This window comes from Silvibacterium acidisoli (assembly GCA_022870745.1).
GTDB lineage: Bacteria > Acidobacteriota > Terriglobia > Terriglobales > Acidobacteriaceae > Silvibacterium.
Genome location: CP085323.1, coordinates 4,594,784 through 4,620,688 on the forward strand (window position 1 = coordinate 4,594,784; position 25,905 = coordinate 4,620,688).

Annotated in this window: 26 protein-coding genes; 8 read left to right on the forward strand and 18 right to left on the reverse strand. The window is 59.1% G+C overall.

Annotation, left to right across the window (positions count from 1 at the left end):
• Positions 1-75 precede the first annotated feature (75 nt).
• The 3 genes from otsB to LJD29_RS19030 all read right to left on the reverse strand — a co-directional run bounded on the left by otsB (position 76) and on the right by LJD29_RS19030 (position 5,287).
• Entirely contained in the window at positions 76-861 is a 786-nt protein-coding gene (gene otsB / locus LJD29_RS19020; RefSeq protein WP_446743151.1) for a trehalose-phosphatase, read from the reverse strand.
• Positions 851-3,139 (reverse strand): alpha,alpha-trehalose-phosphate synthase (UDP-forming), encoded by a 2,289-nt coding sequence (locus tag LJD29_RS19025; RefSeq protein WP_446743152.1) that lies wholly within the window; start codon positions 3,137-3,139, stop codon positions 851-853. The genes otsB and LJD29_RS19025 overlap by 11 nt, the downstream gene beginning before the upstream one ends.
• A gap of 303 nt (positions 3,140-3,442) precedes the next feature.
• On the reverse strand, positions 3,443-5,287 hold the full coding sequence (locus LJD29_RS19030; protein WP_446743153.1) for a phosphoenolpyruvate carboxykinase (GTP): 1,845 nt from the start codon (positions 5,285-5,287) through the stop codon (positions 3,443-3,445).
• A 323-nt stretch (positions 5,288-5,610) separates the two neighbouring features.
• On the opposite strand from LJD29_RS19030, the gene LJD29_RS19035 reads away from it, so the two are divergent.
• Positions 5,611-7,140 carry an ankyrin repeat domain-containing protein gene (locus LJD29_RS19035; protein WP_446743154.1) on the forward strand — a complete coding sequence of 510 codons (1,530 nt, stop codon included), beginning with the start codon at positions 5,611-5,613 and terminating at the stop codon, positions 7,138-7,140.
• A gap of 7 nt (positions 7,141-7,147) precedes the next feature.
• Here LJD29_RS19035 and LJD29_RS19040 read toward each other — a convergent pair whose 3' ends face one another.
• Positions 7,148-7,732, reverse strand: coding sequence for a TetR/AcrR family transcriptional regulator (locus LJD29_RS19040; protein ID WP_446743155.1), 585 nt, complete (start codon positions 7,730-7,732; stop codon positions 7,148-7,150).
• A 121-nt stretch (positions 7,733-7,853) separates the two neighbouring features.
• Here LJD29_RS19040 and LJD29_RS19045 point away from each other — a divergent pair, with 121 nt between their 5' ends.
• Entirely contained in the window at positions 7,854-8,837 is a 984-nt protein-coding gene (locus LJD29_RS19045; protein ID WP_446743156.1) for an SDR family NAD(P)-dependent oxidoreductase, read from the forward strand.
• 166 nt (positions 8,838-9,003) lie between these two features.
• Here the strand turns inward: LJD29_RS19045 and LJD29_RS19050 are convergent, their stop codons facing one another.
• Complete coding sequence (locus LJD29_RS19050) at positions 9,004-9,609, reverse strand: TetR/AcrR family transcriptional regulator (RefSeq protein WP_446743157.1); 606 nt, start codon at positions 9,607-9,609, stop codon at positions 9,004-9,006.
• 80 nt (positions 9,610-9,689) lie between these two features.
• Here LJD29_RS19050 and LJD29_RS19055 point away from each other — a divergent pair, with 80 nt between their 5' ends.
• Positions 9,690-10,424 carry an SDR family oxidoreductase gene (locus LJD29_RS19055; protein ID WP_446743158.1) on the forward strand — a complete coding sequence of 245 codons (735 nt, stop codon included), beginning with the start codon at positions 9,690-9,692 and terminating at the stop codon, positions 10,422-10,424.
• Between the two features lie 119 nt (positions 10,425-10,543).
• Here the strand turns inward: LJD29_RS19055 and LJD29_RS19060 are convergent, their stop codons facing one another.
• Positions 10,544-11,176, reverse strand: a complete 633-nt coding sequence (locus LJD29_RS19060) for an HAD family hydrolase (protein WP_446743159.1) — start codon at positions 11,174-11,176, stop codon at positions 10,544-10,546.
• Between the two features lie 51 nt (positions 11,177-11,227).
• Here LJD29_RS19060 and LJD29_RS19065 point away from each other — a divergent pair, with 51 nt between their 5' ends.
• The gene (locus LJD29_RS19065) at positions 11,228-12,400 is read left to right on the forward strand and encodes a pyridoxal phosphate-dependent aminotransferase (RefSeq protein ID WP_446743160.1); all 1,173 of its coding nucleotides are present in this window, start codon (positions 11,228-11,230) and stop codon (positions 12,398-12,400) included.
• A 133-nt stretch (positions 12,401-12,533) separates the two neighbouring features.
• Here the strand turns inward: LJD29_RS19065 and LJD29_RS19070 are convergent, their stop codons facing one another.
• Positions 12,534-13,160 (reverse strand): MBL fold metallo-hydrolase, encoded by a 627-nt coding sequence (locus LJD29_RS19070; RefSeq protein ID WP_446743161.1) that lies wholly within the window; start codon positions 13,158-13,160, stop codon positions 12,534-12,536.
• A 75-nt stretch (positions 13,161-13,235) separates the two neighbouring features.
• Here LJD29_RS19070 and LJD29_RS19075 point away from each other — a divergent pair, with 75 nt between their 5' ends.
• The gene (locus LJD29_RS19075; RefSeq protein WP_446743162.1) at positions 13,236-13,493 is read left to right on the forward strand and encodes a hypothetical protein; all 258 of its coding nucleotides are present in this window, start codon (positions 13,236-13,238) and stop codon (positions 13,491-13,493) included.
• Between the two features lie 64 nt (positions 13,494-13,557).
• Here the strand turns inward: LJD29_RS19075 and LJD29_RS19080 are convergent, their stop codons facing one another.
• Entirely contained in the window at positions 13,558-13,785 is a 228-nt protein-coding gene (locus LJD29_RS19080; protein WP_446743163.1) for a hypothetical protein, read from the reverse strand.
• Between the two features lie 181 nt (positions 13,786-13,966).
• Positions 13,967-14,179 carry a hypothetical protein gene (locus LJD29_RS19085; protein WP_446743164.1) on the reverse strand — a complete coding sequence of 71 codons (213 nt, stop codon included), beginning with the start codon at positions 14,177-14,179 and terminating at the stop codon, positions 13,967-13,969.
• 202 nt (positions 14,180-14,381) lie between these two features.
• Here LJD29_RS19085 and LJD29_RS19090 point away from each other — a divergent pair, with 202 nt between their 5' ends.
• A complete protein-coding gene (locus tag LJD29_RS19090; RefSeq protein WP_446743165.1) occupies positions 14,382-15,338 on the forward strand; it encodes a GGDEF domain-containing response regulator in 957 nt (318 codons plus the stop codon).
• Positions 15,339-15,389: 51 nt separating this feature from the next.
• Here the strand turns inward: LJD29_RS19090 and LJD29_RS19095 are convergent, their stop codons facing one another.
• The 8 genes from LJD29_RS19095 to LJD29_RS19130 form a co-directional block, all read right to left on the reverse strand.
• Positions 15,390-17,030, reverse strand: coding sequence for a DUF6600 domain-containing protein (locus LJD29_RS19095; RefSeq protein ID WP_446743166.1), 1,641 nt, complete (start codon positions 17,028-17,030; stop codon positions 15,390-15,392).
• A 113-nt stretch (positions 17,031-17,143) separates the two neighbouring features.
• Entirely contained in the window at positions 17,144-17,836 is a 693-nt protein-coding gene (locus LJD29_RS19100; RefSeq protein ID WP_446743167.1) for a hypothetical protein, read from the reverse strand.
• Entirely contained in the window at positions 17,827-18,339 is a 513-nt protein-coding gene (ruvC, locus tag LJD29_RS19105; protein WP_446743168.1) for a crossover junction endodeoxyribonuclease RuvC, read from the reverse strand. Before ruvC ends, LJD29_RS19100 begins: the two co-directional genes overlap by 10 nt.
• 27 nt (positions 18,340-18,366) lie before the next feature.
• Positions 18,367-18,708, reverse strand: a complete 342-nt coding sequence (locus tag LJD29_RS19110; protein ID WP_446743169.1) for a hypothetical protein — start codon at positions 18,706-18,708, stop codon at positions 18,367-18,369.
• A gap of 27 nt (positions 18,709-18,735) precedes the next feature.
• The gene (locus LJD29_RS19115; protein ID WP_446745908.1) at positions 18,736-19,725 is read right to left on the reverse strand and encodes a transglutaminase family protein; all 990 of its coding nucleotides are present in this window, start codon (positions 19,723-19,725) and stop codon (positions 18,736-18,738) included.
• 14 nt (positions 19,726-19,739) lie between these two features.
• Positions 19,740-20,702: an alpha-E domain-containing protein gene (locus LJD29_RS19120; protein WP_446743170.1), complete on the reverse strand. Its 963-nt coding sequence runs from the start codon at positions 20,700-20,702 to the stop codon at positions 19,740-19,742.
• A 7-nt stretch (positions 20,703-20,709) separates the two neighbouring features.
• A complete protein-coding gene (locus LJD29_RS19125) occupies positions 20,710-22,176 on the reverse strand; it encodes a circularly permuted type 2 ATP-grasp protein (protein WP_446743171.1) in 1,467 nt (488 codons plus the stop codon).
• An 86-nt stretch (positions 22,177-22,262) separates the two neighbouring features.
• Positions 22,263-22,610, reverse strand: a complete 348-nt coding sequence (locus tag LJD29_RS19130; protein ID WP_446743172.1) for a hypothetical protein — start codon at positions 22,608-22,610, stop codon at positions 22,263-22,265.
• Between the two features lie 91 nt (positions 22,611-22,701).
• On the opposite strand from LJD29_RS19130, the gene LJD29_RS19135 reads away from it, so the two are divergent.
• Together LJD29_RS19135 and LJD29_RS19140 are read left to right on the forward strand one after the other, a co-directional pair.
• Complete coding sequence (locus LJD29_RS19135; RefSeq protein ID WP_446743173.1) at positions 22,702-24,654, forward strand: tetratricopeptide repeat protein; 1,953 nt, start codon at positions 22,702-22,704, stop codon at positions 24,652-24,654.
• A 159-nt stretch (positions 24,655-24,813) separates the two neighbouring features.
• Positions 24,814-25,428, forward strand: a complete 615-nt coding sequence (locus LJD29_RS19140) for a hypothetical protein (protein ID WP_446743174.1) — start codon at positions 24,814-24,816, stop codon at positions 25,426-25,428.
• Between the two features lie 73 nt (positions 25,429-25,501).
• Here the strand turns inward: LJD29_RS19140 and LJD29_RS19145 are convergent, their stop codons facing one another.
• Positions 25,502-25,663, reverse strand: a complete 162-nt coding sequence (locus tag LJD29_RS19145) for a hypothetical protein (protein ID WP_446743175.1) — start codon at positions 25,661-25,663, stop codon at positions 25,502-25,504.
• Positions 25,664-25,905 lie beyond the last annotated feature (242 nt).

Below are 25,905 nucleotides of genomic sequence, written 5' to 3' on the forward strand. Positions count from 1 at the left end.
CAGGCGACAACGGTTGTCACCCCGAACGCAGTGAAGGATCTGCACGTTTTCGATGCGATACGTGGAGAATCTCTGCTACGAAGACGCCTCGTGCCAGAGATTCAGAAAGTCAACCAGCTCCACCGGCGGCTGCAGCCACAAGGCAGCATCCGTCTCGCGAAACTCGGGACGCACCAGTACCGAAAGTCCATGGCCGTTCAACACTCGGAAAGCGTCCTCGTCCGTAACATCGTCGCCAAGAAAAGCGACCGGTGTTCCCGCATCAGCCTTCCCGAGAATCGCCCGAATCGCATCGCCCTTATCGGGCTTGGTAGAACGAAGCTCCATGCCGCCTTCAAAGGCCAGGAACTTCAGCCCCGGCGTGCTCCGGAACAGCTGCCAGCCAGCCTCCACCCGCTGTTGCAGATTCGCAATTTCCTTTGCACTGAGCCCGCGCCAGTGCACCGCGACACCGCCAGCCTTGATTTCCGCCATTGAGAGCAGGTCTTCACGCGCCAGCCATTCTTCCGCCTGCGCAAGCCCCTCGCGAATATCGGAAGGAATCTCGAGCCTGCGGAAGGCGCCATCCGCCGACCGATGCTCCATGCCGTGCGCGCCCCATATCTCAAGGTCTGCAAGTGGCCCAAGCAATGCCCGGATCTCGCTTACCGGGCGACCGGAAATGATCGAAACCTCGGTGCCATGAGAGCGAATGATTCGTTCGAGAATCGGAACTACTTCAGGATATGGATAGGCCTTGAAGCGATCCAGCTGAAATGGAGCCAGGGTGCCGTCGTAATCCAACAGGAGCCGCGCCGTCTTGTTGCCATCGAAGGATTGAAACAGCTTCGCCAGCGCATCGCGCGAGTTGTCATGAAGCACGGCGTGTACCCTCGATGGTCGTCTTCAGCACCGTGTCGCGGCTCAGCCTCAGATCGCAAAGGTCGCCGATCAGGCTGCTCGCCCACCAGTAGATGTTGTGTTCGCTGACCGACTTCCGCATGCGTGTCATGCGATCGGTAACCTCTTCCACATCCATCTCCAGTGCCCGTGCAATCGCCTCGCCGGTGGCCTGCGTGTCGTATGGATTCACGATGATCGCATCCCTTAGCTCACGCGAAGCCCCGGTGAACAGGCTCAGAATCAGCACACCGCGATTGTCATCACGTGAAGCAACATATTCCTTCGCCACCAGGTTCATGCCGTCGTGCAGCGAAGTTACGAGGCACAGGTGCGCGAGCCTGTAGTAGCGCAGCACCTCTTCATGGCTGTGCTGGCGATCGAGCATCACGATCGGCTTCCACTTACCGCCCTTGAAACGCTCGTTGATGCGATCAGCTTCATCCCTGACCTTCTTATGAAATTGCGAGTACTCGGGAATATTGCTGCGTGTCGGCGCGCCGATCTGGATAAACGTGAACCGGCCCTGGTAGCGTGGGTGCCGTTCGAGAAATGATTCAACGGCGAGAAAGCGTTCTACGATTCCCTTGGTGTAATCGAGACGATCGACACCTACACCAAGAAAAGTGGTTTCAATCCCAAGCTCCGCAATCAGCTCACTGCGTTCCTCTGCTGTATTCGTGTCGGAGACAACATTCTCCGGCTCGAGGAAGTCCACACTAATTGGGAACGGCAGCACCGACGACCAGTGGCTCTTGCGGCGCACTGAGAAGCGCTCCCAGTCCACCCGCGCCTCAAGCACTCGATCTACGGTGTTAAGAAAATTGTTGCAGTGCGCCTGCACGTGGAAACCGATCAGATCCGCACCCAGCAGCCCGTCGAGTAGCTCCTGCTGCCACGGACAGATGCTGAACGCCTCGGGATTCGGCCACGGGATATGCCAGAAGATCGCTACGCGCGCATGCGGAATGCGCTCTTTAATCATGCGTGGCAGCAGCGCGAAGTGGTAGTCCTGTATCAGGACTACGGGCGACTCTTCATCGCCGATCTGCTCGGCAAGCGCGTCTGCAAAGCGCGAGTTCACCTCGTTGTAGTAACGCCAGTCTGAAGCGCGGAAGGTAGGCCGGGTATGCGCCATGTGGCACAGCGGCCAGAGACCCTCGTTCGCAAAACCGTAGTAGTAGCCCTCTTCTTCTTCCTTGGTGAGCCAAACGCGGCGCAGCGTGTACTTAGGATCGTTGGGCGGTACCTGGAGGCAATCGTGTTCATCGACCACGTCCCTGTCCGCACTGCCGCTGCCCTGCGCTATCCAGGTTCCGTTGCAGGCACGTAGGATCGGTTCCATCGCTGTCACCAGTCCACTCGCGGGCACCGTGACCTTGATGTCTCCATCCTGGCGATTATGGATATATGGCTCACGATTCGACACCACGTAAAGATTGTTGCCGTCGAGCTTGGTGCGAACGTGATCGGCCAGCCGCTGCGCGGTCCACAGCGATTCATTCGTGTTACGCAGACGCGCTTCGGTCTCCGCGGCCGCATGGGCCTGCCGCATGCTCTCCGCCAGCGGAGCTACTTCCTGGGCGAGCGTGTGCAGAAAGTCCAGATCCTTCGGAGAAGGCGGCGCTACGTCGCGATCCGTGCGCAGCGTCTTCATCCATTCCGCCGCACGCTGAATCGGCCCAGCCAGGCTCCAGCGCACAATGAGCAGCGTAATGCCAACGATCACCAGCACCTGGAAGGCGATATGCGCAAAGGCCTGCCCCCATTCGCGGAAGACCTGTGCGCGAATATATCCGGTGTCGTAGACCACAAGGATGCCGCCGGCCACGCTGTTGTTAATCGCGTGCAGCGGTGCGGCCAGTACATACATACGCCGGAATCCCGACCGCATGTAGTTCGTCTCGGTGCGATTCCGCGCGATGGCGTCTTTCAGCAGCTGAGGAGTCTCAGGAAGCAGGACATTTGCCTTGCCGGTGCTCGAAAGAGCAAAGTATTCGCTGTCGAAAACTTCAATGCCAACCAGGTGGTCGCGATCATCGAAGCGGCGCAGCATGGACCGCAGCCCGGTGGTGTCGCCGTTCTGAAGATAAGATTCTGAGACAGCAGCCAGGCTCTCGCCAAATGTCTCCGCTTTCCGTTCAAGATCGACTCGGAGCGCATCTTTGTCGGTTCTCACCTGGTACCAGGAAGAGATCACGGATACCAGAGTCACTCCGAGAATCAACGCAACGATCAGCCGTAAACTTAAAATCCTCATTCACCCTCGTCTGTCATGCTTTGGATGCATCTAAACGCTGTTTCCCTGGTGGAAAATGCGCATGGACGGCAATTTTTTCGGCACAACCCGTGTTTTTTCTTCGGTTTGAAGAGTGAAGACTTCCCATAGCAGACGCACGCTATCCAACGCGCAGCGAACGCACACCGCAGACCAGCAATCAGCTATAGGTTGATTTTATCAATTCAGGGGTAAAACCAGGTAACAGCCAATGCACGAGTGGCCGGCAATCAGAGTCGTCATCCCTCATTTTCATGAGGGATGACAATACAGGCAGCACGAACGCTACAAGCGGCAGATCAGCAACTCACGCTCATAGATCATCTCCGGCGGAAGATGATCGTGAAGTGTCAGGAACAGCTCTTCATGTCCCATCACTTCACTTCGCCAGACACTGCGATCCACCGCCTCGAGCGCGGCAAACTTCTCACGCGACAGGTCAAGCCCCTTCCAGTTCACATCGTCATACACAGGGATCCAGCCGATGGGCGTTTCACCGCCTCGCGCACGGCCTCGAACGCGATCGACAACCCACTTCAGCACGCGCATATTTTCGCTGAAGCCCGGCCACAGGAACTTCCCTTCTTCATCGGTGCGGAACCAGTTCACGCAGAACAGACGCGGCGTACTCGAAAGCATGCGCTGCATCTTCAGCCAGTGCCGGAAGTAGTCGCCCATGTGGTAGCCGCAAAACGGCAGCATGGCCATTGGGTCGCGGCGCACCCTGCCGACGACACCCGCAGCAGCAGCCGTCGTCTCAGAACCCATCGTCGCGCCCATGTACACACCGGCCGACCAGTTGAAGGCCTGCACGACGAGAGGAATCGTCGTCGCACGCCGGCCGCCGAAAAGAAACGCCGCCACCGGTACGCCTTCCGGTGAGTCCCACGCCTCGCGATCGATGCTCGGACACTGCAACGCAGGAGCTGTGAAGCGGCCATTCGGATGCGCTGCCTTCGTCTTCACATGCTCATCCCACGGATTGCCCTGCCAGTCTTCCATCGTGATCGCCGCATCGGTCTTGCATGGAGGCTCATCCGTCATGCCCTCCCACCACACGCCTTCGGGAGTTCCATCGCGCAGCGTAAGCGCAACGTTGGTGAAGATGGTGTTGCTGCTCAGCGTGGTCATCGCATTGGGATTCGTCTTCCAGTTCGTACCCGGAGCGACGCCAAAGAATCCCGTCTCAGGATTGATCGCGCGCAGCACGCCCTGCTCATCCGGCTTGATCCATGCAATGTCGTCGCCCACCGTCCAGAGCTTCCAGCCCTCGAAGCCCTTCGGCGGCTTCATCATCGCGAAATTCGTCTTGCCGCAGGCCGAGGGAAACGCTCCGGCAACATACGTCTTTTCGCCTTCCGGGCTCTCGAGGCCGACGATAAGCATGTGCTCGGCGAGCCAGCCTTCATCGCGCGCAATGTTTGAAGCAATGCGCAGCGCGAAGCACTTCTTGCCCAGCAGCGCGTTGCCGCCGTATCCCGAGCCGTAGCTCCATATCTCACGCGTTTCAGGAAAATGCACGATGTACTTGGTGTCGTTCTGCGGCCACGACACATCCTGCTGCCCCGGCTCCAGCGGAGCGCCCACGGAATGCATGCACGGCACCACGCGGACATTGCCTTTGTCGATCTCTGCCAGCACCGGCGCGCCCACACGCGCCATGATGCGCATGTTCACTACCGCGTAGATCGAGTCAGTAAGCTGCACGCCGATCTGCGACATCGTCGAGCCCACCGGGCCCATGCTGAACGGCAACACGTACATCGTGCGTCCCCGCATGCAGCCCTTGAAGAGCGTCTTCAGCCGCTTGCGCATCACGAACGGATCTTCCCAGTTGTTCGTCGGTCCTGCCGTGTCCTTGCTCAGCGAACAAACAAAGGTGCGCTCCTCGACGCGAGCCACGTCGTTCGGACTCGAGCGCGCGTAGTAGCAGCCGGGCCAAAGCTTTTCATCCAGGCGCAGAAACGTTCCGGCATCGACCAACCGGTCGCAAAGATAACGATTCTCCGCCTCCGAACCATCGACCCAGTGAATCGAAGCAGGCTGGCAAAGGTCCGCCATCTTTTCGACCCAGCGGATCAGGTGCTTGTTCTTTGTGGGAGCTTCAGTCTGAATCGGAGTAGCGGCCATTGCGTGTCCTTGCTTTCCTGGAGAGACAGCAACCTGTATCTCCGTCAGGTTCGTTCGTGCAGCCGGTTAGACAAATGCCGGCTAGTGTTCGTGCTTACTGACAACGCTATCGGACTACGACCGCGCTTGGCAATGAAGGCGGACCCCTGCCGCCCGTCTATCTGGACGAACGCAAGCCATGCTGTTAACCTCGATTACGCACATGAAGGGTGCACCCCGTCCGCGGAAAGGGATAATCCCGCCTTCTACTGCTTATGCTTTTCACAACACACTCTCTTCTCGCCCGGCGAAGCGGATCGCGGGCCATAAAGAAGGAGTGACCTATGTCTACACGCGAACTTCCCGCGCGCCCAAACCTCGAACATCTCAAGAAGCAGGCACGTACCCTGCTGAACGACGCACTCAACGGCGACCCTTCCGCAGCTTCACGTTTTGCCGCCATCGGCGTCACAGCGCCGCCCAAACTCGCGGATGCTCTCCACGCCATCGCTCGCGAATACAACTTCAACACGTGGCCGGAGATGAAACTCCAGATCGAGGCCAATTCCGACGATCCCACCGCCGCATTCCTTACCGCCGTCAAAGCGAACGATGCCGCGCTGCTCCGCAGAGCCTTCCAGCGCTACCCCTCGCTAAAGTCCACTCTCGATGAACCGCTGCCGGACTACGGATTCGAAGAACAGCCAATTCTGATTGCCGTCCGCAACCAGAATCGCGAAATGATCGAGACTCTCCTCGAAGCCGGTGCGGATATCAACGCCCGCAGCCAATGGTGGGCAGGCAGCTTCGGAGTGCTCGACTGGGCAGAGGGCGATCTTGCCGCGTGGCTCATCGCACGGGGCGCAAAGCTCGATATCCACTCGGCGTCACGGCTCGGTGTCATCGAAAAAGTACGCGAGTTCCTCGCTGTCGATCCGCAGCTCGTCCACGCACGCGGAGGAGACGGACAACTTCCCCTTCACTTCGCTGCCAGTATCGAGATCGCACAACTGCTTCTCGATGCCGGAGCCGAACTCGACATTCGCGACATCGATCACGAATCGACAGCCGTGCAGTACATGGTCCTGAAACCGGAACGCCACGACGTAGCCAGGTTTCTCATTGCGAAAGGCGCAAAAGCCGATATCTTCGCCGCCGCTGCGTTGGGCGATCTCCGGCTCGCTGAAGAGTTGCTCAACGACGACCCCGACCGCATCCGCATGACGGTGAGCGATCGCTATTTCCCGAAGCAAAATCCACGCGCCGGAGGCGTCATCTACATGTACGGCTTCGGCATCACGGCAACTCCCCATGCTATCGCCCGGCGCTTCGAGCACGCTGAAATCCAGCAGCTCCTCCTGCAACGCAGCCCTGTCTGGATGCGCATCGTGCAGTATGCGGAGATGGGCAATGAAGCAGGCATCGTCGAAATCCTCGAGCGCCACCCGGCAGCCATCTCGAAGCTTTCCGAGCTCTCCGCAAAGCGCATCATCGGCGGCGCGGTCCGCAACAATCTTCGCGCGGTTGAGCTGTTGATCAGGCATGGATGGCCCGCAACTCCAAGGATGAACAACGGCCAGACCGCGTTGCACTTTGCCTCGTGGCATGGCAACGCTGGACTGGTGCGGCTGCTGCTTGCACACGGAGCCGATCCGAACGTCTTTGAAACCGAGCACGGTGGCAACACCCTGGCCTGGGCGCTTCACGGCTCACTCAACAGCTGGGCCCGCAGCAGCGGAGACTACGCCGAGGTCGCACGCCAGCTGCTGGCCGCGGGCGCAAACATCCCCAGGCCGCTCGTCCCCCTCGAAGGATCGGACGAGATCATGGAAGTGATCGAGCAGCACAAGGATCAGCAAGGCCTGCGATCATAAACCGGCGCTAAGCCGTTCGCGAACCGAGAATCAGGATCTCCACCAGCCGTTTCGCCTTCTCACGGAGATCCGGAGCGGTGTTTCCATTCAGTACCCCGAACAGCGCCCACAGCAGGTCCATGCCATTCACATCGGGCCTGACCTCACCACTCGCGATTGCGCGGCCAACCAGCCGCGTGATCGCGCCACCAATCACGTCCATCGCGCACGAATAAACACTGCACGATTCCTGCGCCATCATCTCGCTCAATGCCGGGGCGAGAATCTGTTTCGCGGCCAGGTAATCGACAAACAGTGTCATCCACGCACGCACGGCCTCGACCGGAGGTAGCGTTTCTGTGAATTCACGCTCGGCCGCAGCCAGCTTTTCCAGCTCGATCCGGTAAACCGCCTCGAGCAGCGCCGTGCGATTCGCGAAGTGACGGTAAAGTGTGCCGGGTCCCACCCCGGCGAGCTTCGCGATCTCGTCCATGCTCACCTCGCCGCCCTTGCGGTAGAAAACCTCCTTGGCGACGGCAAGAATATGAGCGCGATTCTTCGCCGCGTCAGCACGCGGCTTGCGGGGGGCCGTTTTGGGGAAAGGTGATGGCATTCGATGGACTTGCAAGCGGAGATCCTCTCCGCTTATATTCATTTTCGGAGATACTCTCCGTTTTAAGCTCCGGCCGTGGATTCGTCAATGATTCGGCCGGGCGTATCTCCAAGGAGGAAGCATGGCAAACAAATTCGGCGCAACCTCAACCACCGACGAAGTCCTCGCCGGAGTCGACCTCAAAGGCAAGCGCATCCTGGTCACCGGCGTCTCCGCGGGTCTCGGCATCGAAACCGCGCGTTCCCTCGCCGCTCACGGCGCGGATGTGGTCGGAGCAGCACGCGACCTCACCAAGGCAGAAAACGCCACCGCGCCTGTTCGCGAAGCCGCGGCAGCCGGTGGAGGCAGCTTTGAGCTGATCGAGCTCGACCTCGCGAGCCTCGCCAGCGTCCGCGCAGCGGCAGACAAGCTCGTGGCTGCCGGCAAGCCCTTCGACGTCATCATCGCCAATGCCGGAGTCATGGCTACACCGTTTGGCCATACAGCCGACGGTTTCGAAACCCAGTTCGGTACCAACCATCTCGGCCACTTTGTCTTCATAAACCGCATCGCCAGGCTGCTCCGCGATGGCGGACGTCTCGTGAACCTCTCATCCGCCGGTCATCGCTTCGCAAACGTCGACCTCGGCGACCCCAACTTCGAACACACCGAGTACGTGCCTTTCGTCTCCTACGGACGCTCGAAGACCGCCAACATCCAGTTCGCCGTCGAGTTCGACCGCCGCCACAAGGCACGCGGTATCCGTGCGACGGCAGTGCATCCGGGAGGAATCAACACCGAACTGGCGCGCCACCTCGACGACGGCTTCATCGAGCAATGGCTGAAGCAGATCAACGAAGACGCGGCAAAGAAAGGCCAGCCGCCATTCGAGTTCAAGACCATCCCCCAGGGTTCAGCCACTTCGGTATGGGCAGCAGTGGTGGCAACCGGCGATGAAGTCGGCGCAAAGTACTGCGAAAACTGCCACGTAGGCGAAATCGTTCCCGACGAACAGGAGATCGGCCTCGGAAATGAAGGCGTGCGCGGCTACGCTCTCGATCCCGAACTCGCCAAAGCACTATGGAAGAAGAGCGAAGAGATGGTCGGAGAAACCTTCCCCGAATAAACACCCTGCGACTGTGCGAAGACGCATGTTTTCGCACCATCCCCGGACACATACGAAGCGCTATCGGTATACGAAATTAAGGTGAGAACAGTCAGGCGCGGGCTTTAGCCCGCGCATTTTTCAAGCGGCGATACAAAAGGCTTCAGCCCCTGGGGGCCGGACATCTTTATGCCAGCGCTTTCTCCAGGTAAGCCTGGCAAAGCACAGGCAGTTCCCTGCGCAACGCTGCGACCATCTTCGCGGGAGCACCCGCCTCCAGCACCGATCGCGACGCCCCGGTCATCGCTGAATACATCATCGTGACTGCAAACTCGACTTCTGCCCCTGTCTTCCCCACCGCTTCGGCGATTGCCTCGGTCAGAACCTTTCTGCCGCGCAGGGAGACGCATTGCACCAGCTTCGCCGCCTCGGGCTCGACGCTCGCCGCATACAGCGCCGCCGAAACCTCCGCGCTCTCCAGCTTGGCATCGATGAATGCCGCAACGATCTCCTCGACCAGCTTCGCTACCGGCGCTCCCCGATGCTCCAGGCAGGCCGACTCGATTGCATCTGCCACCTTCGTCATGTGCACCTTGAGCACTGCGTAAAGCAGCGCCTGCTTGTTCGGGTAGTACTGGTAGAGCGTGCCAACCGAAACGCCCGCTCGTTCCGCCACGCGCGTTGTCGTCAGTTTGTCCGACCCGACCGCCAGCAAAACCTGAATGGTCGCCTCGGCAATTGCCTCAACCGTAACTGCCGATCGCTGCTGAACAGGCGTCTTTCTTGCCTGCAATACTGTTCTGGCTCCTGCACTCATAATGCGAAGTATAAACCTGAAGAATCCTTCATCTAATCAGCATAGGAGAAACAGGAATGCCGGAATATAAGAAGATCGCCCTCATCACCGGAGCCAACAAAGGAATCGGATTCGAAGTCTCCCGCCAGGTCGCAAAAACCGGGGTACGCGTGCTCATTGGCGCACGCAACGCAGAACTAGGCGAGAAAGCCGCGGAGAAGCTGCGCGGAGAAGGTCTCGACGTTGCTTATCTGCCCATAGACGTCACCGATGAAGCCACCATCAAAGCAGCCGCCGCAAAGATCGAGAAGGACTACGGTCATCTCGACATTCTCGTAAACAATGCCGGCATCGCCGACCTGCAGCAGGACGGAGCGCCATCGAAGGTCCAACAGGACACGCTCGAAAAGACAATGCGCACCAACTTCTTCGGACACGTCGCCGTTTCGCAGGCCATGCTTCCCCTGCTGAAGAAGGCCCCATCCGCGCGCGTCGTCAACGTTTCCAGTGGCCTCGGTTCCCTGGCTCTGAACAGCGATCCGGCAGGCCCGTACTATCACATCAAGCCGCTCGCCTATAACGCCTCAAAGGCGGCTCTCAACATGTTCACCGTGCATCTCGCCTACGAGCTGCGCGACACGAAGATCAAGGTGAACTCATCCGACCCCGGATACACCGCAACCGATCTCAACGCCAACAGCGGCCCGCAGACCATTGAGGAAGGCTCGGAAGAAACCATCCGCCTCGCACTGCTGCCCGACGACGGACCCACCGGCGGCTACTTCGACCGCCACGGCCCCGTAGCCTGGTAAGCAGCAAAGGTAGCGTGGGGCTTCAGCCCCGCGAATAAAGGCAAAAAATAAAACGGCTTCAGCCGCTGAGGTATAACGCTCTCAGCCCTGAAGCCGCTTTATTCTGAAGACACCAAAGCCTACGACAGCGGAGGCAATTCCCTGTCGAAACCGCGAGCCGCAAGGTCGCCGCGCAGCCTCTCCACCGTCTCAAACAGGATTGCGTTCAGCCCAACCGAATTCGCCGCGGAGATATTCTCCGGCTTGTCGTCGAGAAAGATCGACTCCTCCGGCTTTACGCCAAGCTTGTCGCAGGTGTGCAGATAAATCTCCGGGTCAGGCTTGGCAATACCCAGTTCGCAGGACCAGGTATGGTGCTGGAAGTGCGTCAGCCAGCCAAACTCCTGCCGCATGTAGCCCAGGATCTCGAAACCCATGTTCGACAGGATCGCCGTGCGGAAGCCCGCATCCTGCAGGGCAACTACCCAGGCCAGCATCCGCTCGTTGAGCGATGTCCACATCAGGATGTCGGTCTCGATCAGCGCGTCGATCTCGTGCGGAGCGTAGTCGATCCCGGCGCCCTGCGCGATTGCGTCCCAGTAGCTTCGGCCGTCGAGTACTCCAAGGTCGTAGTCATGGCGATGCCGCCAGTAGTGCTTGTCGAACCCGGGGCGGTCGAGGCGGCTCAGTTCCAGCAACTTCTTCTGCGCGACGGGATCTTCTGAAAGGCTGAGAACCTTTCCGTAATCGAAGATAACGGCCTTGATGGACATACACTTACTCTACTTCAGTCCCTCCGCTGCGCCTGTGAAAAGATAGCTGCCATGCAGCCTCGTTTTTCTGACCGCACCTGCTGGGACACTACCGAAACCGAATTGGCACGCGAGCTGGCGGATCGCCGCCTGCAAAGGCAGCCGATCATCGACCTAACCGCCTCGAATCCCACGCACTGCGGCTTCAATTACGACGAAGCAGCGCTTCTCGCGGCCCTCCAACACCCTGATTCCCTGCAATATGATCCCGATCCGCGAGGCATCCGCAGCGCCCGCGAAGCCGTGGCGCGCTACTACGCCGAACGTAGGGCAGACGTTTCCGCCGATCAGCTGCTGCTGACCACCAGTACGAGCGAGGCCTACAGCTTCCTCTTTCGCTTGCTCTGCAACGCCGGTGACGAGGTACTGATCGCCCAGCCCAGCTATCCGCTCTTCGACTTCCTGGCGCAGCTGGAAGATGTGCGGCTGGTTCCCTATCACCTCTTCTACGATCACGGCTGGCAGACCGACATCGCTTCGCTGCGCGAACAGATCACTCCCCGCACCCGCGCCATCGCCGTAGTCCATCCGAACAATCCCACCGGCCATTTCACCAGCGACGCCGAGCGTCACGAGCTGGAACAGATCTGCGCCGAGCATGGCCTAGCCCTCATCGTGGACGAGGTCTTTCTCGATTACCCGATGCCCGGCCACTCCGGATCGAGCTTCGCCACCGGCGACCATCCTGCGTTGACCTTCGTCCTGAGCGGGCTGAGTAAGATCGCCGCTCTTCCGCAAATGAAAGCCGCCTGGATCGCAGGTTTCGGTCCGGGACTGGAAGAGGCCATGGCGCGTCTCGAGATCGTGGCCGACACCTTCCTCTCGATGAACGCCCCCATCCAGAACGCCCTGCCCGCGTGGCTCGCCAACTGCGGTGACCTCCAGCGGCAGATCAGGGACCGGGTCGCGGGAAACCTTGGAATCCTCGACCAGACCCTGGCCCGGCAGGAGATGGTCAGCCGCCTCGACGTCGAAGCCGGCTGGTATGCGGTGCTGCGGGTGCCTGCCCTGCAGCACGGCGAGGATCTCGCCTCACGCCTCTTGCGGGACGAAGGAGTCTCCATCCATCCGGGTTACTTCTTCGGTTTCCCGGGTGATGGATGGGTGGTGTGCAGCCTGCTGGCTGAGCCTACTGATCTGGCCCCGGGTATCGCAGCCATCTGCCGTGTTTTCAGCGCAGTATAGAAGGAACCTCAAGAGCTATTGTAAAAGTTGATTCCGGTAATGTAGTGGTTTAAATATACCTAACTAAATCAATGATTTTAAAGTTTAAAATCAAATCCATACCAGGACTAGGCATGGCTATCCCGTTCTCGCTCTACCTCAGGAAGGGATTGCTTTCCCGCTCTTCCCCGATCGTCGTTAGCGTGCCGTGTCCCGGAATCACCTCGGTGTCATCCGGCAGCGTCAGCAGGCGGTCGCCGATCGAATGAAGGATCTTCCTGGGGTCGCCTCCTGGCAGATCGGTGCGGCCAATCGATCCGGCGAAAAGTGTGTCGCCGGCGATCACCAGCTTCTCGGGAGCGAAGTGCAGGCAGATACTGCCGGGGGTGTGTCCGGGGGTAAAGATCACGTTCGCCGAGTGCCCGGCGATGCCCACCTTCATGCCATCCTCTGCGCTCACATCCGGCGGAGCGACTTCCGGTGGCTGAATCCCCAACCATCCAGCCTGTACGTCCATCATCTTGAGCAGTGGCAGGTCATTCTGGTTCAGCAGAATGGGCGCCCCGGTAGCCTTTTTCAACTTCACTGCCCCGCCCACGTGGTCGATATGCGCATGGGTCACGACGATCTGTTTCAGGGTGAGTTTAAGCGCCGCCAAACGGCCCAGGATGTGCGGTATATTGTCACCCGGATCGATGACCATCGCCTCGCGGCTGGCTTCGTCTCCAATGAGGGTGCAGTTGCATTGCAGCGGGCCGACGGGAAAGGTTTCACGGATCATAAGCTTGATTGTTTACCATGCGACGCCCGGCATACAAACCGCGTCCAAAGGAGAGCTAATGCCGGAGGAGAAGAGATGGCTGTAAGAAAAGAATGGACCGAATGGCACCTGACCCCACGCGGCTGGGAGAAAGGCGCAACCCGCGTTCATGGACAGGGCAACACCTGGGTCGAGGAACCGACCGACCGCATCCTGAGCTGTGTCTACCAGGAGTTGGAGACAGGAGCTTCGCCCGAGGTCAAAAAGTGGTCCGAAGAGACCTGGCGCTCGAAAAAGCCGGAAGAGGCGGAAGCGGCTCTCGGCAAGTTCGGGCCGTGTCCGGAAAAGCTCTAGTCAAAGATGTTCCGTGCAATGAAAAACGCCGCTCGCGGGCGGCGTTTTTCATTGCTACACAAGCCTACAGGGTCGACTCGATCTCGAAACCCCATGCTTCCAGCAGAGCCTCAGGGATGTACTTGGAATTACGGTTCCTGCGTGCCCACTCGCGCAGGCGAGTCGAACGGATATATTGATCCGGGGTCAGTTTAAATTCCTTAACAACCTGCTCGAAGGAAGTGACTGTAGGCACCACGGGACCAATCGGTTCCGGCTTGCCCCAGTTTGGATTGCCACGACGCTTTGCCATCTATTTTTATCCTCTAGCAATAAGGTGACGTACGAAAGATCCGGTGAGACACTTGCGCGTTCACCAGGAAGTCACAAACTCTCTTATTCTAGGGATTTTTTCTCCAAAAATCAATAGAAAAGGGCCGAAGCGACGGGAAGCAAACCCGGCGCCGGCCCTATCGAGTCAAGCTCGGAGAAATCTAGCTGAACGGTACAGCGACGGTCGGCATCATGCCGGCCCGCTTGTCGGAACAGACGTGCGTATCCTGAAGAAACTGATGGACGATCGGGTTAGTTGCCGATCCCAAAACCTGTGAGCAATCGCGGCAAACAACTGTTGATGCCTTGATGGAAACTGCCTTGGCCAGAACGAACTTGGGGGCAGCGTGTACGGTGGTAATGGCAGCCAGCATGGAGGTGCTCCTTCACTCGAGGGGAGTGCTAACTGTCTCTGCAGTAGATGTGCGGGGAGGGCGGTGCACAACTCTCCTGCAGGGCATGAGCGTTCTGATTATCCGAGTGCGTAAAAAGGTTGTTTAAAGATGGAATATTTTTCACATTTATTTAAGCCTTTTTTCTTTTGTGCCGATAACTGGGGTGAATTGAGGGTCTCCCGTGATTCCCCTGCGTCAGCCCATGCCGAAAATACTGCTTGCCTCGCCCGGCACTTCATTCGGTGAGACCGTACGCCTGCGGTTGGAGAAGTGGGGCTATCCGGTGCATTTTGTTGAGGATCGGGATGAGGCGATAGCTCTCCTGGCCTCCCGCAACGGTCCCGCTATCGCTCTCATCAACGCTGACATGGGCTCAGGCTCTGGCGTAGAAGTCATCAGTGAGGTCAGGAGAAAGGTCCAGCTCAGTTCCCCTTGGATAGGGCTGCTCTGTGAGCAGGCCGATACGAATACGATCGCCTGCGCGATGAATGCCGGCGCGGATGACTACTTCGTGAAGGCGGCGGGCTTTAACGATCTGAGAATTCGACTTGCCGTTGCTGAGCGCAGGCGGTTGCTGGCAAACCAGTACGATGTCGCGCGCCTGCCAGCATCGCACGATCACTTAACCGGGTTATGGAACCGCGAGGCCATGGTCGGCATGCTTTTTGCTGAAACCGACCGGGTACAGCGGACTGGTACTCCCATGGCGCTGCTGTTGATGGATATCGATCACTTCTCTGCCGTCAATCTGGACTATGGCCACGACGCGGGTGACCGGGTTCTGCGGGAGCTGGCGGACCGCTTCCGCCGCCACCTGCGCAGCTACGACCTCATCGGGCGGTACGGCGGGGATGCGTTCCTCATCGCTTTGCCCGCCTGCACCTCTGACCAGGCATTCACATTGGCTGTCCGCATCAAGCAGTCGATCTTGGGCGATCCGTTTGCCTCTGGACGGCACCCCTTGAAACTCACGGCAAGCATCGGCTTTGCGCAGAGCCACGGACGGTCTCCGCTGGTAGTTCTGCGGGAGGCCGAACGCGCACTGGCAGAGACAAAACTGCGCGGACGGGATCAGATCATCGAATACCAGCGCGACCCATCGGGAGCCCCGACCTATGGGCAGCGTTCGGAATCTTGAACAGGCAGCTTAAGGACTGAAAAGGCCAGCCTTGCGGGCTGGCCTTTTTCTTTAGCGTGGATGACCTCCGCTCGGCGCAGACATGTGCGGCGCGGGCGGCGGAGGGGCTGAAAAATGCGGTGCCGGAGGCGGCGAGGAGCGTACCGACGGTGGCACTGCAATGCGCGGGGGCGGCGATGATACCGATCCGCGAGGCGGCACATAGCCGCTCCGTGGCTGGATCGGAGAAATCGACCGGTAAGGGGCGACATTGTTGTGGACGCCATTCTGCACGCCGCCCGTAAATCCGTTCATCGGTCCAGCCGGACGCGGAATCACCGGGTGCTCGCGTTGAACCGTCTGGCTGTACTGCTCACCCAGCGGTCCCGGATGCGCAGGGTGAAGGACCGGTGCCGCCGGGCGAATATCGTTGCCCTGGTAGCTGAAAACGCGCGCTACCGGACGGGCATCGCCCACCGAACGGAACTGCTGGCTCATATCTACGCCGCGATTTACCGCGATCAGACGTGTGTCCGTGTTCCGATCCGGACCGTTGACCCGGAAATGCGGCGGTCCGCCGTGCGTTGGCGAGAACCTGGGGCGTATGGGTAAGCGGTAGCCTGGAGGCGTGCGCCAGACGGTCGAATAGGCGTACCAGCCTCCACCATAGCCGGCCGCGCCACAGTTGCCCGGAAACCACATCCATCCGTAGGAATCGAACCAGTTCCAGGCGCCGCAGTGGTATGGCAGCCATCCCCATGGGTAGCTGGAAATCCAGGTGTAGCCGAGCGAAGGATAGTAACCCCAGGCACCTTGTCCGTAGGGGTCGAAGCTTGTATCGACGCCGGAGGGCGCCCACGCCATACCGTAGCCCGGAACGTTGTACCAGTCGCCGTAGTAGTCAAGATCGTTCCACCCCGGATCGTCCGGATTGCCTGTGTCCGCGCGGGCCGTGGTTGCATTTTGTTCCATCGCCGCCAGGGCCTGGTCACGGTCGGAGCTCCACTGGTCCCAGGTATCTGGCGCGATAGAGTCGGCCATCTGGTAACGGCCATTTCCGTCGAGATGGACGGAGTGGTTCGCCTGCAGATCGAGCGACAGGCTGTGTGCGTCGCTGACATGCGCGCTGCCCTGCATGACGGCGAGTTCTGACGGGTCCGCGTCGAGATTCACGCGGAACATCGTGCCATCCTTCGGGGCAATCGTGAAGGAGCTGTAGCGGACGCTGTATTTGCCCGACTCACCGTTCAACTCGTAATAGGTCAGGCCGCTATTCGCATCGATGACGGTCCCGGACTCGTCGAGCTGAGAGATGGTCAGTGAGCTGTTGGGGGTGACGCGGGCTACTGAACCGTCCTCAAACTGCACTTCTGCCCTGCCGTCCTCCGCGGTCACGATGCGCATACCTTCTTCCACCGGCATGTTTCGCTGTGCCTGATCGAAGGACTGCTTCTCGCCGTAAAATATCTGGACTTTGCCCTCTACATCGCTGAGGCGCACGGCGCGCGTCGTACTGGCCGAGGGAGTCGGCATCGCACCGGTATCGGCCAGATTCTGCTGCGTATCGTCCGGCGGAGGCGCGGGAGGGTTCTCCTGGGCAAAGGCGCCGAGAGAAATCGCAGCGAGGGCAAGCGGCACGATCAGGCCGCGGCGGAGAGTGGTGACCCGGAAGTGAAAGCGGTTGCTCCGGGCTCTGGTGGTTTCAAAATCCATAAACACCCTCCTTTCTTAGAGGGTCCAACCGCCTGATATGAACGCATAAACAGGCGAAAAGTTTCGCAATCTAGTTGTTTGACGCGGCAACCCGCGGAACGATGTCAGAAAACCTAGTGTACCGACGCGGCGGCGGCCAATAGTGCTCGTGCGCGCATACGGGCACGATTCATTACGTTTTCGTCGTCGGCAATGGATTGCAGTACAGGCGCAATATTTTCAATGGCCAGCGCACGATGTGCCTTTACCGCGTCGTCGAGATTTTCAAGCTCGGCGTCCAGGCTCAGCCGGCTGTGTACGTGCTCGATGGCCAGGCGCCGCCCTGCTTCGAGCGTCGTCCCGATCGCAATCATCTGGTTCCCCATCTGGTTGATCTGGGGATCGCGCGACCAATTGTAGGTGCAGCCTCCCTTTCCGTCGGGACCGGTATAGGCGAGAAGCTTTTTGCCGGTAAAGGCAACGTGCAGTCCGGTGGCTTCGCAGGCTATGTCGAAGAAATGGTGGCTGCGCGCAGTTGAGAAAAAGCCGGCGAGCAGCGGATCGTGGATTTCGATGGCATGGTCGTGCGGAGAAGGCGCAACGTCATCGCCCGCTCCAGAGCTCAGGCCGGGCGTGGAGCTGTAATGCCCGCTGCCGTCTTCGTGGAGAACAATGACATACGACGCAGGGTCGAGCTGCGCGTTCTCGAAGGAGAACTTGATCTCCGCGCCGGATGACGCGGCTGCAGGCGCGGATGTCACAGCCTGGGGAGGCGCTGCCGCCTGCAAAAAAGAGCTGAACAGGAGAACAGCCGGGATCATCGGCAACCCGCAGTCTGCAGCGCGAAGGTCTGCGCATGCTGGATATGGCAGATGGCAATGGCAAGCGCGTCTGCGGCGTCGGCAGGCTCAGGCGGTTCGGCGAGCCGCAGCAGCCGCGCCACCATGAACTGCACCTGTTCTTTCTGGGCCAGGCCGTAACCGGTGACGGTCGACTTGATCTTGAGAGGCGCATACTCGGCGATGGGCAGCTTCGCGGTCGCGGCGGCAAGCAGAGCGATGCCGCGGACGTGTCCCAGCTTGAGGGCCGACTTGGCGTTCACCGAATAGAAGACCTCTTCGACGGCAACGATGTCCGGCTGATGATGCTCGATAAGCCGCACGAGTTCGGTGTAGACCAGCGAGAGTCGCTGTGGCAAAGTGTCCTTTTTAGGCAGGCGGATACCGCCGCAGCCGAGCCAGGTCAACTCTGGATTGCGTGCTGCGTCATCCCACTCGACGATGCCGTAGCCGGTACACTCCGTCCCGCAATCGATGCCAAAGACACGCATGGGGTGAGTGTATCCCACGGAGACAGTTCAGGATGCCTCATTCGGCGGATCGCTTCGGGGCGGCTCCAGAGCGGCATACAACTGGTCAATATCGCTCTCGCTGCGCAGGATCGACAACCGCTGCGGCTCCTGCGGCAGCACCACGGTTACGGCGTCTTTCGGGCAGAGATCCATGCAGGGCACGCGTACGAGGTGGATAGCCGATTCGGGATGCCGCTTGTTGTGTCGCTTGATCGACTTCTTTAGCTTCGCGAGCGCAGCCAGATCGTCGTTCCCTTTCAGCTTTTTCTGGCATTTCTGGCAGGCCAGAACCAGATGGCCTTTCCAGGTGGCCGGATAAGACTTGAGCATCTGTACTTGGATGCTCAAGTCACCTGCAATGAAAAGAGGTCCGCTCTATTGCTGTTGCTGCTGTGCCTGCTGCAGTTGCAGCAGGGGTTCAGCTGCAGGCGGTGGTGGCGGAGCCTGCGCTCTTTCGACAAGCATGGACCAGTCCTCGGGAATCGGCATCTCCTGGTCGAGCGCTGGAGGTTTTTCCGACGCAGTGACCTGTACGGCCACGTAGAGATCGCTGGTTGTGCGGCCGATAAAAACACCGCGCGTCGGCGGAACATCGGCATAGTCGCGGCCGAGGGCCGTGCGAATGTGCCGGTCGCCTGCAATCAGCGCGTTTGTAGGATCGAAGCCGACCCAGCCCAGATGCGGCAGCAGCGCCTCTACCCACGCGTGCGTTGCATCGGAGATCGAGCGGTCCTGGTCTTCCTTACGGTGGTAAAGATAGCCGCTCACATAGCGGCACGGAATGCCCAGCCTCCGCACCAGCGCGATCATGATGTGGGCGAAATCCTGGCAAACGCCCTGCCTTGACTTCAAAGCATCGTCGATCGGAGAGTCGACACGCGTGGTGCGCGGCGAATAGCTGAAGTAGTCGTAGAGCCGGTGATTCAGCTCACGCAACAGCATCATGGGATCGTCGCGCCGCACCACGTTCAGCTCCCTGGCAAGGTCTTCGAGCGCGGGGGTGGTCAGCGCGAACTCGCTGGGCAACAGCATCTCCCAGTAATCGCCTTCCGCCACGATGGTATCGAGCTCCTTCCATGCATCGAGCGCGAGGAAAGAAGGAATATGGGCCAGCGGCTGGTGCTCGACCAGCGACTCGGCAACTACGACGAGCTGGTCATGCTGTCCCGGAATATCGAAATGATGGACATTGTTGCTGAGGTGATCGCGATAGGAGAAGACGCGGGAGCGCGGACTCACCGAAAGAGAAAAGGTCAGGCAGCGCTGGTTGCTGTCGCTGCGCGGGTGCATACGCAGCTCCATCACGCTCTCGCTGACAGGTCTCGAGTACACGAACTTGGTAAGGTGCCGGATGGAGTAAAAGATCAAAGATTGCCTCCTTACATCGCCAGCGCGGTCTGTACCGAGTACTGGATATAGACCTCGTAGATGAGGTTGTGAATACAGTGGCACTGCTCCTGGATACCGCGCAGATACTTCGCCGGGTCCTGCGCAAGAATCTCGGCAACCTGGGCGAAGGCAAGCGAGGATTTAAGCTTCCCTGCCACGCGCATCAACTCCGTGGCCTGCAGTCCTCGGGATTCCTGCTGGATGGCATCGAGCGACTGGTGCATGCGGTCTACCGAGTAACGGATGGAGTGCGGAAACTCCGCATCCAGCAATAGAAATTCAAGAATGCGCTCGTAAGTCAGGTCGGCTGTGTACACCTTGCAGTAAGCTTCGTACGCGGTGCAGGTGCGCAGCAGGCCGATCCATTCGAGATACTCGTAAGCATCGAGAACCTCTCCCGTGCGCAGGTAGACGTCGCGGTGGTAGACGTCGAGAAGGTTTGTGGTTGCCGAGGCGCGCTCCAGAAAACGCCCGACCTGCAGGAACTGCCAGCCTTCGCCGTGGCTGAGCGTGGTGTCGGTGACTCCCTGGAAAAGGTGTGCGCCGTTGATGATCGTAGGCGCGAACTCGGCCAGCTGCGTCTCCGAAGGGGACGATGGTTTCAGCCGCTGGATCTCGTGGTAGAGCTGGTTAAGCCGCTGCCACTGTTCTGTCGTAATTGCTTCACGGATCTGCCGGGCGTTTTCGCGCGCGGCGATGATGCAGGCCGTCACCGAGCCCAGCTGTGAAGGATCGAAGCAAAGCTTGTGGACCAGCGCGTAAACATCTTCATTCCATTCCACGTTTGGCGGATAACCTATCGCCGCCAGTACGCGGCGCCAGCGTCGTTCGGCACTGGTTTCGGAGCGGTCGAGCATCATGCCCTGGTTAATATCCACCAGCCGCACCGTATGCTCGGCGCGTTCCAGGTATCGGCTCGTCCAGTAAAGGCTGTCTGCTACGCGTGAAAGCATTCGTTCCTCATCCCAGTACCCAGGTGTCTTTACTGCCGCCGCCCTGCGACGAATTCACAACCAGAGAGCCTTTACGCAGCGCTACTCGCGTGAGCCCACCGGGCACAATCGTCACCTTGTCGCCGTAGAGAATGTAAGGCCGCAGGTCGACGTGGCGCGGTTCGACCGAACCGTCCTCAAGCAGGCAGGGCGAGCGGGAAAAATCGAGCGTGGGCTGCGCGATGTAATTGCGCGGGTTCGCCTCGATACGCCTGCGGAACTCTTCCCTGTCTGCCTGCGAGCTCTGCGGGCCGATCAGCATGCCGTATCCACCGGACTCGCCAACAGCTTTCACCACCAGCTTGTCCAGATTCTCGATCGTATGCTGACGCTGGGACTTGTCGGTCATCAGGTAGGTCTCGACGTTGTTGAGAATCGGGTCCTCGTTCAGGTAGTAGCGGATGATCGCGGGCACATACGCATAGAGAGCCTTGTCATCGGCGACCCCGGTGCCGAACGCGTTGCCGAGCGTCACGTTTCCCGCGCGATAAGCATTGAAGAGGCCTGCCGCACCAAGGATGGAATCGGACCGGAAGGCCAGCGGATCGATAAAGTCGTCATCCACGCGCCGATAGATCACGTCCACGCGCTTTAACCCCGCGGTGGTGCGCATGTAGACGATATTGTCGTGGGTTACAAGGTCGCGTCCCTCGACCAGCTCGATGCCCATCTGGCGCGCCAGGTAGGTGTGTTCGAAATACGCCGAGTTATATACACCGGGCGTGAGCAACACAATCGTCGGTTCCGGGCGGCCCTCCGGCGCGATCGAGCGCAGCGTGGAGAGCAGCGCCTGCGTGTAATGCTCGATCGGGCGCACGCCGTAATTGCGGAAAAGGATCGGCAGGGTGCGCTTCATGATGCGGCGATTCGTGAGCATATAGCTCACGCCGCTGGGCACGCGGAGATTGTCCTCGAGCACTACATATTCGCCGTTGGACATGCGCAGCAGATCGGTTCCGGCGACGGCGACGTACACATTGCGCGGTACCTGCAGTCCGCGCATCTGGCGCCTGAAGTGATGGCAGCTGTAAACAATTTCACGCGGAATGACACCCTGCGAGAGAATCTTGCCCTCGTGGTAAACGTCATGCAGAAAGAGGTTCAGAGCCGTAATGCGCTGCGTCAGCCCGCGCTCGATGCGATCCCACTCCGCGCCGGTGACCAGCCGCGGAACAAGATCGTAAGGAAAAATGCGCTCCGTTCCCTCCTGCCGCCCGTAAACGGTGAAGGTAATGCCCTGCATCAGGAACGAATAGTCGGCGGATTGTTTACGGCGTTGCAGCTCCTCGCGCGGCATCTGCGAGAGCACGTTCAGCAGAGCTTCATAGTGCGGACGAATGACGCCGTCCGGAGTAAACATCTCGTCGAATGCGCCATCGAGAGAGTAGTCCGGCAAAAGATGAGCGTGTGCGTCATTTCCTAAAAATGTATTCATTATGGGGCTCAGGTCTTTTGGATGCAGCTACTTGGGGCGCTCTGCCCGCTTGCGGCGAAAAAGCGTACTTTTTTGTAACACGAGTGTCACATGCCAGCAACGGAATCGTCATCGGCCCTCGCCGCCTTGTCGGGTAACCGCTCGAAGTTTTTCGCAGGAGTTACGGAAGCCGCAGCCAGAAAGCGAAACGTGCTATTTCCACGCTGCAAAAAGGCCGAGAGAATGGGCGCATTATGTGTGGCACTTCCCGTTTCCAGATTCTGCATTCGACGCACCGCAATGATGCGGATGCCTGCCCTTCTGCTGCTCTCTTTGCTGATTGCAATTCCTGCATGGTGGCGCGATATTTCCAGACGCGGCAGCAGGAAGAAGATTCGTGCTGCCGGTCCGCGCGAACAGATGCGATCCGTTTCCCTCTCGACCTTCCCGGTCACCGCGACTGAAACGACAGATTTTAAAAGGGAAAGTTGCTGAGAATCCGATATAGGATATTGGAATTCCCGACAACTTATTCGCGAGCAATTGATGAAGACAAAGCTGTGCCTCCTGCTCCTCTGCGTTGCTATTGCTATACCCGCCTGGTCCGTCGAAAACGCCGCCCCCATGGTTGAAGTGCAGAGCCCTCACTTCACCATCCTGACAAATTCCAGTGAGAAGCAGGGCCGCCATGTGGCCGACCAGCTTGAGCGGATGCGGTCAGTCTTTCATACGCTCTTTCCGAACGCGACCGTCGATCCCAACTCGCCGATCATCGTGCTTGCCCTGAAAGACAAGAAAAGCTTTGAGTCGCTGCTGCCCGGCGACCGCCAGGGCAAGGGCCAGCTCACCCTGGCCGGCTACTTCATGCAGTCGCCTGAAAAGAATTACATCCTGCTGCGGCTCGATGCCGAGGGTGAACACCCCTTCGACACCGTCTATCACGAATACACACATCTGCAGTTCCGCAAGGCGGCGGAATGGATGCCGCTCTGGATGAACGAGGGCGAAGCCGAGTTCTTCCAGAACACTACCCTCGAAAACAAGGAAGTTCTGCTCGGCCAGCCCAGCGTCAACGATATTCTTTACCTGCGCCAGCAGAAGCTCATTCCCCTGCAGACTCTGCTGACCGTCGATGCCAGTTCGCCTTACTATCACGAGGAGAACAAGGGCTCGATCTTCTACTCGGAATCCTGGGCGCTGACCCACTACCTGATGGTGACCGACAAGATCGAGCACACGCAGCGCGTACTTGATTACCTTGCGCTGATGAGCCAGCACGTCGACTCCGTGACTGCGGCCCAGAAGGCATTCGGCGATCTGACGGTTCTGCAACACAAGCTCCAGGACTACGTTTCACACGGCGATTACAAGATGTTCCGCGTAATGGCCGACACGCGTGTGGACGAAAACACCTTCACTGCCAAACCTCTTACCGGGCCACAGACCAATGCCGTCCGTGCGGACGTCCTCGCCTACGGCGACCGCGAGGAAGACGCGAAGACGCTGGCCACCTCGGTTCTGCACGATGATCCTTCCAACACGCAGGCCTTCGAGACGATGGGCTATCTCGCCTTCCGCGGCGGGAATCATCAGGAAGCCGGTGACTGGTATGAAAAAGCAGTGCAGGGCAACTCGCAAAGCTACATCGCTCATTACTACTTCGCGGTGATAAACATCGACAGTTACGATCCGAAGACCAGCGCGCAGGTAGAAGCCAGCCTGCGCGCGGCCATCAAGCTGAATCCGCAATTCGCTCCTTCATACGAGGAACTGGCCGTCTTCTACGTACAGAGGCGTCGCAATGAGCAGGAAGCGCACATGCTCTCTGTTCAGGCGGTTCAGCTCGATCCCGCTAACGTATCGTTCCGGATCAACGCAGCCAATGTCTTGGCAAGCCAGGGAAACTACGACGCTGCCGTGCAGGTGCTGGAAGCCGCGGAGAAGATCGCAACCACTCCGAACTCGGTGGCCTCGCTCCGGGAACAGGCCGCGCAGATGCAGGAATTCGCCAAACGCAAGCAGGAAAACGAACAGCTGCAGGCCTCTGCCAAATCCGAAAACGCTCCGGTGGAAACGACGCTGGCCGGTGCGAACGGAGTGGTTCGTACCCAGCAGGCTGACGTCACCGTGGACGGAAGCCAGGTACAGCAGGACACGAAGACGCACAAGCTGCTCATTGGCAAGGTTGCGGTGAACAACCTTACAAAGCATCCCGACGAAACGCCGTCCGGGCCGACGCAAATCGCCAGCGGAATAATCCACGGCGTGCAGTGCTCCAGTCCGGCGACGCTCGACCTGAACCTCCAGGGCACGAAGGCGACGCTGGCACTTTATAGTGGCAACTACTTCCGCATCGAGTATTCGGCGTTGAACTTCACGCCGGAAGGCGAGATTCATCCCTGCAAGGATCTCGAGGGCATGAAGGCGAAGATTGCCTACGCCGCCAGCTCTGACAAAACCGTCGCCGGGCAGGTGGTCTCGATTGAGCTAAGTAAATAATCCGGGTGCCCCACATCTCGATTTCGAGATGTGGGAGTTGCCACGCAGGGATCTTAAGGCAAAACGATCCCATGCCTCAAATTCGAGACATGGGGCACCCGCACCCAATCGGTAGGCCATCAAATTTTCCTGGCAACATTTTTAGGCCCGGAGGTTGAAATGCACGCACCCCGCCCCGCGATCTTTGCACTGCTCTTAGCCAGTCTTTATCAGGTGCACGCACAAATCCCGCGGCCACGCATGCCTATTCCTGTATCCATCTATCAGGATAAGGAGAGCGGCGTGCGCTTCCAATACCCCGTAGTCTGGAAACAGGCTTCTCGAAGCGACAATTACCTGTCGCCATCAGTCCTGAAGCTGGGTGAAGATCCGAAGGTCAGCGTTGCATTTTCTCCCGAGGGCAATCTTTATGAGAAGACGAACCTATCCAGCCTGACCTTTACATTCCTGGCTCCGGCCGTTGCTTCGAAGTCAGCCTGCCAGGCTCGCGTGCTTACCAATCCTTCCATGCGCAGTACTGAAGAGCAGACGATTCACGAAGTCACATACCTTCACGGGACCGGCGGCGACGCGGGGATGTGCCACCAGCAGCAGGCCGAGGTTTACGCAACGTATCGAGCAGGGCGCTGCTACATCTTCGAGAAAGATTTCAACACAACCTGCCCCTTTCCGGACCAGGGGCGGCGCGAATTGACGCAGACGGAACGCACGGCTCTGCAACGGCATCTCGATGCGATCATGGAAACGGTTTCATTTTCTACGGAAGAAAAATAGGAGGGGCGGCAGAAAAATTGTGCGGAAACATCTACGCGGCAGTGCCGCGCGGGGAGACGGTAGAGCGGGGCTACTAGAGCCCTGCGGTCTGGGGTTCGCTGGCACTGGCCTGGGCGGCGCGTTGAGCGGCGACCGACTGGGCGTGGATACGGAAGAGCGTGAAGGCGGCCCGGCAAATGCCGTACGCCAGGAGAACTCCGAGCGCGAGCGATGCCAGACTGGCACATACCAACATGAGGGAATTGATGGCGTCCTGCATTGAACTTCTTTCCAGCTTCCAGTATTTTTTGGCCTACAGACGGTGTGATGCAGCCGTCGCGAGGCCCTTTGCCTCATTGCTACTATGCCATGATGGATGCGCACGGGCTACAGTAACGGTGTGCGTTGACCCATCTTTCTATTGACCAATAAGATACCAGTATAAGCACCCTGAATCGGAGCCCTCACGCATACGCGGCGTGCAACCCGGTTTGCCAC

Excerpts from the sequence above, each read along its gene's own strand:
- LJD29_RS19025 (WP_446743152.1), bottom strand. The coding sequence starts at position 3,139 with ATGAGGATTTTAAGTTTACGGCTGATCGTTGCGTTGATTCTCGGAGTG.
- LJD29_RS19030 (WP_446743153.1), bottom strand. The coding sequence starts at position 5,287 with ATGGCCGCTACTCCGATTCAGACTGAAGCTCCCACAAAGAACAAGCAC.
- LJD29_RS19035 (WP_446743154.1), top strand. The coding sequence starts at position 5,611 with ATGTCTACACGCGAACTTCCCGCGCGCCCAAACCTCGAACATCTCAAG.
- LJD29_RS19040 (WP_446743155.1), bottom strand. The coding sequence starts at position 7,732 with ATGCCATCACCTTTCCCCAAAACGGCCCCCCGCAAGCCGCGTGCTGAC.
- LJD29_RS19045 (WP_446743156.1), top strand. The coding sequence starts at position 7,854 with ATGGCAAACAAATTCGGCGCAACCTCAACCACCGACGAAGTCCTCGCC.
- LJD29_RS19055 (WP_446743158.1), top strand. The coding sequence starts at position 9,690 with ATGCCGGAATATAAGAAGATCGCCCTCATCACCGGAGCCAACAAAGGA.
- LJD29_RS19060 (WP_446743159.1), bottom strand. The coding sequence starts at position 11,176 with ATGTCCATCAAGGCCGTTATCTTCGATTACGGAAAGGTTCTCAGCCTT.
- LJD29_RS19065 (WP_446743160.1), top strand. The coding sequence starts at position 11,228 with ATGCAGCCTCGTTTTTCTGACCGCACCTGCTGGGACACTACCGAAACC.
- LJD29_RS19070 (WP_446743161.1), bottom strand. The coding sequence starts at position 13,160 with ATGATCCGTGAAACCTTTCCCGTCGGCCCGCTGCAATGCAACTGCACC.
- LJD29_RS19075 (WP_446743162.1), top strand. The coding sequence starts at position 13,236 with ATGGCTGTAAGAAAAGAATGGACCGAATGGCACCTGACCCCACGCGGC.
- LJD29_RS19080 (WP_446743163.1), bottom strand. The coding sequence starts at position 13,785 with ATGGCAAAGCGTCGTGGCAATCCAAACTGGGGCAAGCCGGAACCGATT.
- LJD29_RS19085 (WP_446743164.1), bottom strand. The coding sequence starts at position 14,179 with ATGCTGGCTGCCATTACCACCGTACACGCTGCCCCCAAGTTCGTTCTG.
- LJD29_RS19095 (WP_446743166.1), bottom strand. The coding sequence starts at position 17,030 with ATGGATTTTGAAACCACCAGAGCCCGGAGCAACCGCTTTCACTTCCGG.
- ruvC (WP_446743168.1), bottom strand. The coding sequence starts at position 18,339 with ATGCGTGTCTTTGGCATCGATTGCGGGACGGAGTGTACCGGCTACGGC.
- LJD29_RS19120 (WP_446743170.1), bottom strand. The coding sequence starts at position 20,702 with ATGCTTTCACGCGTAGCAGACAGCCTTTACTGGACGAGCCGATACCTG.
- LJD29_RS19125 (WP_446743171.1), bottom strand. The coding sequence starts at position 22,176 with ATGAATACATTTTTAGGAAATGACGCACACGCTCATCTTTTGCCGGAC.
- LJD29_RS19135 (WP_446743173.1), top strand. The coding sequence starts at position 22,702 with ATGAAGACAAAGCTGTGCCTCCTGCTCCTCTGCGTTGCTATTGCTATA.
- LJD29_RS19140 (WP_446743174.1), top strand. The coding sequence starts at position 24,814 with ATGCACGCACCCCGCCCCGCGATCTTTGCACTGCTCTTAGCCAGTCTT.
- LJD29_RS19145 (WP_446743175.1), bottom strand. The coding sequence starts at position 25,663 with ATGTTGGTATGTGCCAGTCTGGCATCGCTCGCGCTCGGAGTTCTCCTG.